General features: G+C 61.8%; 7 protein-coding genes and 1 pseudogene. 6 read left to right on the forward strand and 2 right to left on the reverse strand.

What is annotated here, in order from left to right:
* A partial coding sequence (locus AWB68_RS40290; protein WP_143282019.1) for an IS4/Tn5 family transposase DNA-binding protein occupies positions 1-272 on the reverse strand: 272 nt, incomplete at its 3' end.
* A gap of 256 nt (positions 273-528) precedes the next feature.
* On the opposite strand from AWB68_RS40290, the gene AWB68_RS40295 reads away from it, so the two are divergent.
* The 6 genes and pseudogenes from AWB68_RS40295 to AWB68_RS40315 all read left to right on the forward strand — a co-directional run bounded on the left by AWB68_RS40295 (position 529) and on the right by AWB68_RS40315 (position 7264).
* Positions 529-2100 carry a long-chain-fatty-acid--CoA ligase gene (locus AWB68_RS40295; protein WP_087649762.1) on the forward strand — a complete coding sequence of 524 codons (1572 nt, stop codon included), beginning with the start codon at positions 529-531 and terminating at the stop codon, positions 2098-2100.
* Positions 2101-2575: 475 nt separating this feature from the next.
* The gene (locus tag AWB68_RS40300; protein ID WP_087649763.1) at positions 2576-3700 is read left to right on the forward strand and encodes a porin; all 1125 of its coding nucleotides are present in this window, start codon (positions 2576-2578) and stop codon (positions 3698-3700) included.
* Between the two features lie 176 nt (positions 3701-3876).
* A complete protein-coding gene (locus tag AWB68_RS40305; protein ID WP_087649764.1) occupies positions 3877-4626 on the forward strand; it encodes an electron transfer flavoprotein subunit beta/FixA family protein in 750 nt (249 codons plus the stop codon).
* A 21-nt stretch (positions 4627-4647) separates the two neighbouring features.
* Entirely contained in the window at positions 4648-5592 is a 945-nt protein-coding gene (locus AWB68_RS40310) for an electron transfer flavoprotein subunit alpha/FixB family protein (RefSeq protein ID WP_087649765.1), read from the forward strand.
* Between the two features lie 375 nt (positions 5593-5967).
* A pseudogene (locus tag AWB68_RS47520) lies at positions 5968-6054 on the forward strand (3-hydroxyacyl-CoA dehydrogenase); the annotation flags it as partial.
* A 19-nt stretch (positions 6055-6073) separates the two neighbouring features.
* Positions 6074-7264 carry an acetyl-CoA C-acyltransferase gene (locus AWB68_RS40315; RefSeq protein WP_087649766.1) on the forward strand — a complete coding sequence of 397 codons (1191 nt, stop codon included), beginning with the start codon at positions 6074-6076 and terminating at the stop codon, positions 7262-7264.
* Positions 7265-7676: 412 nt separating this feature from the next.
* On the opposite strand, the gene AWB68_RS40320 is transcribed toward AWB68_RS40315, so the two are convergent.
* A partial coding sequence (locus AWB68_RS40320; RefSeq protein ID WP_087649767.1) for an MFS transporter occupies positions 7677-8648 on the reverse strand: 972 nt, incomplete at its 5' end.

Genomic DNA, 8648 nt, shown 5'->3' on the forward strand with positions numbered 1-8648 from the left:
ACGGCCAGCACAACCGGTACCGCCGTCATCCGATCCAGCGTCTGTGTGATGTGCGGCGCGAGGATGCCGTCGGTATCGACCTGCGTATTGTCGAAAAAGCGGTACGCGGCCTTAAGCTCGGCAGCGTTGAGCGATTGCGGAAACGAGCTCTGCGGGCTGCAGGCGAGACGGCGCGCCAGGGCAACAAGACGCCGTTCCAGACGTGCGTCGCCCAGGTTCGCAGCGCCGAACTCGGTGTTTGCCCAATCGTCGATATCGTTCTCGCCCGCCAATCTCGTACGCCGTTACAAACAGGGTGCGCGCAAGTTAACATTGACGCTACGCGTTTACAAGCAATTCTTTCGCGTCAGATCCCGAAGATGTGGGCAATCCTGAGCCCCTTGACGGGGGGGCGTACGCTGGCGAGGCCACGCGGATACTGCGATGATATTAGGTCAGGCCAGCAGCACAACGGCATGCACGACTCGATGCCGCGCCGTCTGCGGGACGCTGACAAAAGCCAGTCAAAACAATGGACGGAGACACGAAGTGTACTTGACACAAGGGCTGCACCGCGCCATGCAGCAAAGGCCCAATACGACAGCGGTACGTTTTGAGAGCAAGGCGATTACGTTTGCCGAACTCGGCACGCGCGTTGAGCGGCTCGCCGGAGCGCTTCGGAAACTGGGTATCGCAAACGGCGAACGGGTTGCAATGTTGTCGGCCAATTCGCCGCGATACATTGAATACTACATGGCGACACCGTGGGCAGGCGGCGTTCTGAATCCACTCAACACCCGCTGGAGCGCGAGCGAATTGCTGTATGCGCTGGATGACTCCGCGAGTTCCATCCTGATCGTCGACGATACCTTCCGCGCCCTGGGTATCCGGCTCGCGAGCGAAGCCCGCTCGTTGCGACACGTGATCTATGCCGGCGACGAAGATACCCCGGACGGCATGCTGAATTACGAGAGTCTGATTGCCGAATCGGAACCGGTCGAAGATGGACGGCGTCAGGGCGACGAGCTTGCCGGCATCTTCTACACGGGTGGCACCTCGGGTTTTCCGAAGGGCGTCATGCTGAGCCACACGAACCTCGGCGTGGCCGCTCTCACCACCGTCGCCATCGGTCACGTTGCGACGGGGACGGTGTTTCTGCATGCGATGCCCATGTTCCATCTGGCGGGTTTCTCGGCGATCAGTGCCCTCCTCGCTTGCGGCGGAGTCCATGTGATCGTGCCGGCTTTCACGCCCCGCGCCACGATAGAGGCCATCTCCCAACATGGCGTGAACCGGCTCATGCTGGCGCCTACCATGCTCCAGATGCTGCTTGACTGGATCGACGGGAATCCCGCCGAGAGTGCGTGCCTCGACATGTCGTCTCTCACACGGATCACCTACGGTGCATCGCCGATTTCGCAAACGCTACTCAGGCGTGCGCAGCAGGCATTTCCCAAGGCTGAATTCGTGCAGGGTTACGGCATGACGGAACTCTCGCCGGTCTGCGCTTCGCTCGGGCCGGAGTACCACACGGAAGAAGCCTACGCGAGCGGCCAGATGCGCGCCGCGGGCCGGCCCGCGATGTGCGTCGAGATCAAGATCGTCGACGTGCAGGGCCGGGAAGTGCCACGCGGCACGACCGGAGAAATCATCGTCCGTGGCCCCAACGTGATGCTCGGCTACTGGAACAAGCCGGAGGCGACCGCGGAAGTACTCCGCGACGGCTGGCTGCATACGGGCGACGGCGGCTACATGGACGACGACGGCCTGCTTTACGTCGTGGATCGCCTGAAGGACATGATTGTTTCGGGCGGCGAGAACATCTACTCCGCCGAAGTCGAGAATGCGATCGCGAGCCATCCGGCTGTCGCTCAATGCGCTGTTATCGGCATTCCGAGCGACCGTTGGGGCGAGACCGTTCATGCCGTCATCGTCGCGAAGCCCGGTGAGGTTGTCACGGCGGAGGCTATCCAGGCTCACTGCCGCGAGCGCATCGCGGGATACAAGTGTCCTCGCAGCGTGGAGTTTCGTGACTCGCTCCCCATCTCGCACGTTGGGAAGGTCCAGAAGAATGTATTGCGCGAGGCATTCTGGACGAATCAGCAGCGTAGCGTAGCTTGAGGATTCGACCGTCGACGTGGCGGGTCCCTGTCGAACAGGACCCGCCACGCGCGCGACCATTTCGCTGACGGTCATCTCAAGCATTTCAGAAGGCTCGCCGCCTGCATTCCTTTTCATGACCGTGCATCCCGGATGCGCGGCAGATCGCAAAGCTATGCGCTCGTCGTCCATTTAATTCGGATGCCTAGCTACATTCAGATTATCTTGAGTCCCACGCTGCCGCGAACATCGGCGCCGAAGCCACCGGAAGCACGATCCCGGCATTGGTCGAACTCGCTTGGCCCGCTATGCCCACGCACCTGCGCAACGTATTAGGGAAAGCGATCAGCCCGTGGCTCAGCAATATAGGCAGATCGGACTACGACAGCCGCAAATCGACCGACGACAATGTTTTCCAGTTGAGCAGAAAAAGAAATAGGGAAACCGAAGTCGATCTCTGTTATTCGGATCGCCATACAAAGGGAGAGGAGACGAGATGAAGTTGAAATGGTTCATGGCGGCCACGGTGGCTACGCTTGGAAGCACGGCATATGCGCAATCCTCGGTGACGCTATATGGCGTGCTGGATTCAGGCCTGCTCTATCAAAGCACGTCCGCGGCATCGTTCAACCCGGCAGGGAAGGATCTTGGACGGGTTTATATGCTCAAGGATGGCGGAATCTATTCGAGCCTCTGGGGCATGAAGGGCACTGAGGATATCGGTGGCGGATACCTCGTCAACTTCAGGTTGCAAGGCGCATTCAGTAGCACCAACGGCACGCTCCGCCTGTCGGATACGCCGGGCATGGTGGCATTGTTCAATCAGGTTGCAAGCGTTGGCATGTCGGGCCCCTTCGGCTCGATCAACGTAGGCCGACAGTTCGCACCGATGGCTTATGCCCTGGCCGAGACCGACGTGCGCGGCGGCCAGTACTTCGGCAGCATCCTGACCAGTTGGCTCGGCATGAATCAGTCCGCGGGCTGGGTCGGCACCTCGACCAATGGGCCGATCGGCGCGCTGTACGACAGCAATGCGATCGTCTATAACTCGCCCACTTTTGCCGGCATCAGCGCGTCGCTGGAATATGCGCCAGGCAACGTTGCAGGCAGTTTCCAGGGTGGCACCCGTGAATCTGCCATTCTGAAGTACTCCAACTATGGACTCACGCTGGCGGCCATCTACTATAACGGTCACGACACCAACCCGGCGCCCACGACGGTCGCCACTGGCCTGAACAACAACCGCTTCGTGTACTTCGGCGCGGAATATGCGACTCACGGCTTCACCATGTCCGCATCCTACGCAAACGGCCGGAACCCGGCGCACTCGAACACGGTGGATCTCGACATGTATTCCGCCGGGCTCGGCTATCGCTTCTCGCCCTCGCTGAGGCTGACAAGCGGCGTCTACTATCTCAAGGACATGAACAACTCCGCCAACAAGTCTCTTGAGTATGCCGCGGGCCTCGAATACAGCCTTTCCAAAGCCACGCTGCTGTACGCGCAGGCAGGTCACGTGAAGAACGAGGGAACGGCGACCACGACGCTGACGTATGGCGCTCCGGTGGCGCCGCGCACAGGAACCACGGCGGTCAACCTCGGCATACGCCACACCTTCTGACGCGTCAGTGGACCCTTTCGCGCGCCGTACGGATGCGCGCGGTGGCTTTCAACCGAAGTCCTGCATGAAACGCTCGAGATGACGCGCGTGCGCATGGGGAACGCAGCGCCCCGCGGTATCGCGAGATACGATGCCGCAAAGCAAGACCTTATGTACTTTAACGATCGGAAAGCAAGATGAATGTCTTTGTAGCGGTGAAAAGGGTCGTCGACGCCAACGTGAAGGTTAGTGTCAAGTCGGACCATACGGGCGTCGATATTGCGAACGTGAAGATGTCGATGAATCCGTTCGACGAGATCGCAGTGGAAGAAGCGGTGCGTCTGAAGGAAGCGGGCGTGGCGACCGAAGTGATCGCGGTGTCGTGCGGTGTGTCGCAATGCCAGGAAACGCTGCGCACGGCGCTCGCCATTGGCGCGGACCGCGCGATCCTGATCGAGTCGGGCGAAGACCTGCAGCCGCTGGCCGTCGCGAAGCTCCTCAAGGCGCTGATGGACAAGGAACAGCCCGGTCTGGTCATTCTCGGCAAGCAAGCGATCGATGACGACTCGAACCAGACCGGTCAGATGCTCGCCGCATTGGCGGGATTGCCGCAGGCGACGTTCGCATCGAAGGTGACGATCGCCGATGGAAAGGCCACGGTGTCGCGTGAAGTCGATGGCGGCTCGGAAACGCTGACGCTGTCGCTTCCCGCTGTCATCACCACCGACCTGCGCCTGAACGAGCCGCGCTATGTGACGCTGCCCAACATCATGAAGGCGAAGAAGAAGCCGCTGGAAACGCTCAAGCCCGAGGACCTGGGTGTCGATGTCACGCCGCGTCTGAAGACGCTGAAAGTGGTCGAGCCGAAGCAGCGCAGCGCCGGCGTGAAGGTCGCCGACGTCAAGACGCTGGTCGAAAAATTGAAGACCGAAGCCAAGGTGCTTTAAGCAAAAGCGGAGACAGAACACATGACGAATCTGATAATTGCAGAGCACGACGGCACGTCGATCAAGGCAGCAACGCTGAATACGATTGCGGCTGCACGGAAGATCGGCGGTGACGTTCACGTGCTGGTTGCAGGTCACCACGCACAGGGCGCCGCGGACGCGGCGGCAAGAATCGCCGGCGTGCGCAAGGTATTGCTGGCCGACGCTGCGCAACTCGAAGCGGGTCTGGCAGAAAACGTCGAAGCGACCGTGTTGACGATCGTGCAAGACCCGGCGAAGGACTATTCGCACATCCTCGCGCCCGCGACCGCCTATGGCAAGAACATCGCGCCGCGCGTCGCGGCTCGTCTGGACGTTGCGCAAATCAGCGAGATCACCGCGGTGGTCAGCCCTGACACGTTCGAGCGCCCGATCTACGCAGGCAACGCGATCGCGACGGTGCAATCGTCGGACCCGATCAAAGTGATCACGGTGCGCGCGACCGGCTTCGATCCGGTGGCGGTGGAAGGCGGCAGCGCATCGGTTGAAAAGATCGCAGCGACCGCGGATGCGGGCATTTCGACATTCGTGAGCCGCGAACTCACGAAGCTGGACCGCCCGGAACTGACCTCGGCGACGATCATCGTCTCGGGTGGCCGTGGACTCGGCAACGGCGAGAACTATACGAAGGTGCTCGAACCGCTCGCGGACAAGCTCGGCGCGGCGCTGGGCGCATCGCGTGCAGCGGTCGACGCGGGCTTCGTGCCGAACGACTTCCAGGTGGGCCAGACGGGCAAGATCGTCGCGCCGCAACTCTATCTGGCCGTCGGCATTTCAGGCGCGATACAGCATCTGGCCGGGATGAAGGATTCAAAGGTGATCGTGGCGATCAACAAGGACCCGGAAGCACCGATCTTCAGCGTCGCCGACTACGGTCTGGTGGGCGATCTGTTCACCGCTGTGCCAGAACTGACGTCCGCCTTATAAGTAGCCACGCTTGAACAACGCTGGCTCTGGCGACGTTGCGAGGATTGTGCGGTGTGGCGATCGGTGACCGCAAAGTTGAGATCGCGAGCCGATTGACTCACTCTGGGTAAGTACGCCTCCATCGGCTGGTACCGACGCGGCGGTCATCGGCGCGCCCGATCCCGAGCGGACGGAGAACGTCAAGGCGTTCCTCGTGCTGTCGCAAGTACGACGACAGCCCGGCCCTGGCCGAGGCATTGAGCCAGGATCTCAAGCGGCGGCTATTGACGCATGCCTATCCGCGCGCGATCGAAGTCCTCGACGCGGGCCGACGACGCCGGGCGGCAAGATTCCAGCGCTTCAGGGCGCACAAGATGAAACCCGACAGCGTATCGAACGCTGGTGCGCCATATCGCCGAGAACCCGATGTTGAACGGCGAAGTGATTCGTCTCGATGGCGCGTTGCGCATGGCACCGCGTTGACACTGGAGGAAATGGAACTATGACGACAAACGATCCGATTGTTATTGTTGGGGCGGCGCGCACGCCGATGGGCGGCTTTCAGGGCGACCTGGCGGCGGCGAGCGCGAGCGAACTCGGCGCGGTGTCGATTCGCGGCGCACTCGAAAAGGCCGGCGTGCCGGCCGGGCAGATCGACGAAATGATCTTCGGCTGCGTACTGCCGGCAGGCCAGGGACAGGCACCGGCGCGGCAGGCGGCGCTGAAGGCGGGGCTGCCGTTGTCGGCGGGGGCAACGACAATCAACAAGATGTGCGGCTCGGGCATGAAGGCGGCGATGCTGGCGCACGATCTGCTGCTCGCGGGTTCGGCGAACGTGATGGTTGCGGGCGGCATGGAAAGCATGTCGCAGGCTCCGTACCTGCTGCCCAAGGCTCGCGGCGGCTACCGGATGGGGCATGGTCAGGTGCTCGACCACATGTTCCTCGACGGGCTCGAGGACGCATACGACAAGGGCCGTCTGATGGGTACCTTCGCGGAGGATTGCGCCGCGTCGTACGGGTTCACGCGCGAGGCCCAGGACGCATTCGCGATCGCGTCGCTCACGCGTGCGCAACGGGCGATTGCCGACGGACGCTTCTCGGCGGAGATCGCGCCGGTATCCGTGCGCGCGGGCAAGACGGAAACGGTGGTCGCGGTCGACGAACAGCCGGGCAAGGCGAAGTTCGACAAGATCGCGACGCTCAAGCCAGCGTTCCGGGACGGCGGCACGGTGACGGCGGCGAACTCGTCGTCGATTTCGGACGGCGCGGCGGCATTGGTCTTGATGCGCCGCTCGGAGGCCGTGCGGCGTGGCCTGACGCCCAAGGCCGTGATCGTCGGGCACGCGTCATATGCCGACAAGCCGAACCTCTTTCCCACGGCTCCTATCGGCGCGATGCGCACGTTGTCGGAGAAGACCGGCTGGAAGCTGCGCGACGTCGACTTGTTCGAGATCAACGAAGCGTTCGCGGTGGTCGTGATGGCCGCGATGCGCGATCTCGACCTGCCGCATGACAAGGTCAACGTGCATGGCGGCGCGTGCGCGCTCGGACATCCGATCGGCGCTTCGGGCGCGCGCGTGATGGTGACGCTGCTTGCGGCGCTGGAAACCCACGGCCTCAAGCGTGGGGTCGCGTCGCTGTGCATCGGCGGCGGAGAAGCGACAGCGATCGCGATCGAGCGGTTGGTCTAATCCGGGCTACCGAGACGCCGCGTGGCCGGGTCGCGGGGCATATGACCGCGGTTCGAGAGCAAGTTTCTGCCGCCCCTGGATGACGGCGGGTGGATCGTTGCGCCTCCCGTCAGGAGAAATACCGGTTCCCTGTCGATGGGCCGCCGAGCATGTGCGACAGGTCGACGAGGAACTGCGCGCCCCCAAATGCCGAACGTCGCGCTCGCATTATCACGTGCCGTAGACTTCGGATTCAAACGAGTCAGAAATGCCGCGACCACGACTTCACGCATCGAGGTGACACATCGCATTCGCAAGGGTTGGTTCGAACTCTGCGCTCTCGCGCTCAAGAACACCGCTGCGCCCTCAATCTGGAACACTGCCCTGTCCAATCGATAAGGCATCCCGATTTACATGAAACATCTCGACCACATTAGCTATTTGCGCCATAACCTCGCGCGCCACGCAGATAACGCACGCCAACAAACAGGACGATGGCGGACGCGACACTGGCGAGTGGCAACAGTTGCAAGGCGGGCGCCAGCCCCAGTCGGTCTGCCAATGCACCCGTCACAATAGAACCCGGCGCCAGCCCAAGAATGTTGAAGGCCAGAGCGAGCGTTGCCATGGCAGTACTATGAATCGCCTTGGGCGTCAGGTTCGCAACCATCGTACCGGCCGGACCCATCACGCCAGCACTAAAGAACATCGCCAATGCGATGAGAGTGAGTTGGGCTGGACCGACGGGAAACTGGAATGCCGCGAACAGCAATACTCCGCAGGCCAGGTTAAAGGTGATCGCCAGGAGCATTTTCCGTCGCGGAGAATCACGTCCCAAGCGATCGGACAGTGCACCGCACAGGGGCATTCCACATGCGCCGCAAAGGACGAAGATTGCTGCGACGCCGCCCGCCTTGCTCAGGGGCATGTCATACACTCGATTCAGGAAACTCGGCAGCCACGCAAGCAGGCCACCGTTGATGAAGAGTTGCAGCCCGCTACCGATATAAACGCAGATCAATACCGGCGAGGAGAACAGGTCTTTCAACACCTGCCTGACGCGGACGGGCGCCAGCGATTTAGTTTGCCCGATGCCGGTTGATTGACCTTTCTCCCCTTCGATTCGCGCCGGATTGGCAACCATCATATAGAGCACGGTCAGCGCGATGCCAAAGACTGCCATGCCAACGAACGCACTTCGCCAACCGAACTGGCTTGCCAGTGACCCGCCAAACCCGATCCCCATGACCGACCCGACCATGCTGCCCGCCATGAATGCGCCAGCTACCGTCGAGGTGTGCCGTGCGGGAAACATGCTGATGAGAATCGCCATGCCAACGCTGGCGTAAGCGGCTTCGCCGACACCGACCAGAAAGCGCGCCGACAGCAACGTGAAGTAGTTGTG

The sequence above is a fragment of the Caballeronia choica genome, from assembly GCF_001544535.1.
In the GTDB taxonomy this organism is placed as follows: domain Bacteria; phylum Pseudomonadota; class Gammaproteobacteria; order Burkholderiales; family Burkholderiaceae; genus Caballeronia; species Caballeronia choica.

Coding starts and splice junctions, on each gene's coding strand:
- AWB68_RS40300 (WP_087649763.1), top strand. CDS start 2,576: ATGAAGTTGAAATGGTTCATGGCGGCCACGGTGGCTACGCTTGGAAGC.
- AWB68_RS40305 (WP_087649764.1), top strand. CDS start 3,877: ATGAATGTCTTTGTAGCGGTGAAAAGGGTCGTCGACGCCAACGTGAAG.
- AWB68_RS40310 (WP_087649765.1), top strand. CDS start 4,648: ATGACGAATCTGATAATTGCAGAGCACGACGGCACGTCGATCAAGGCA.
- AWB68_RS40315 (WP_087649766.1), top strand. CDS start 6,074: ATGACGACAAACGATCCGATTGTTATTGTTGGGGCGGCGCGCACGCCG.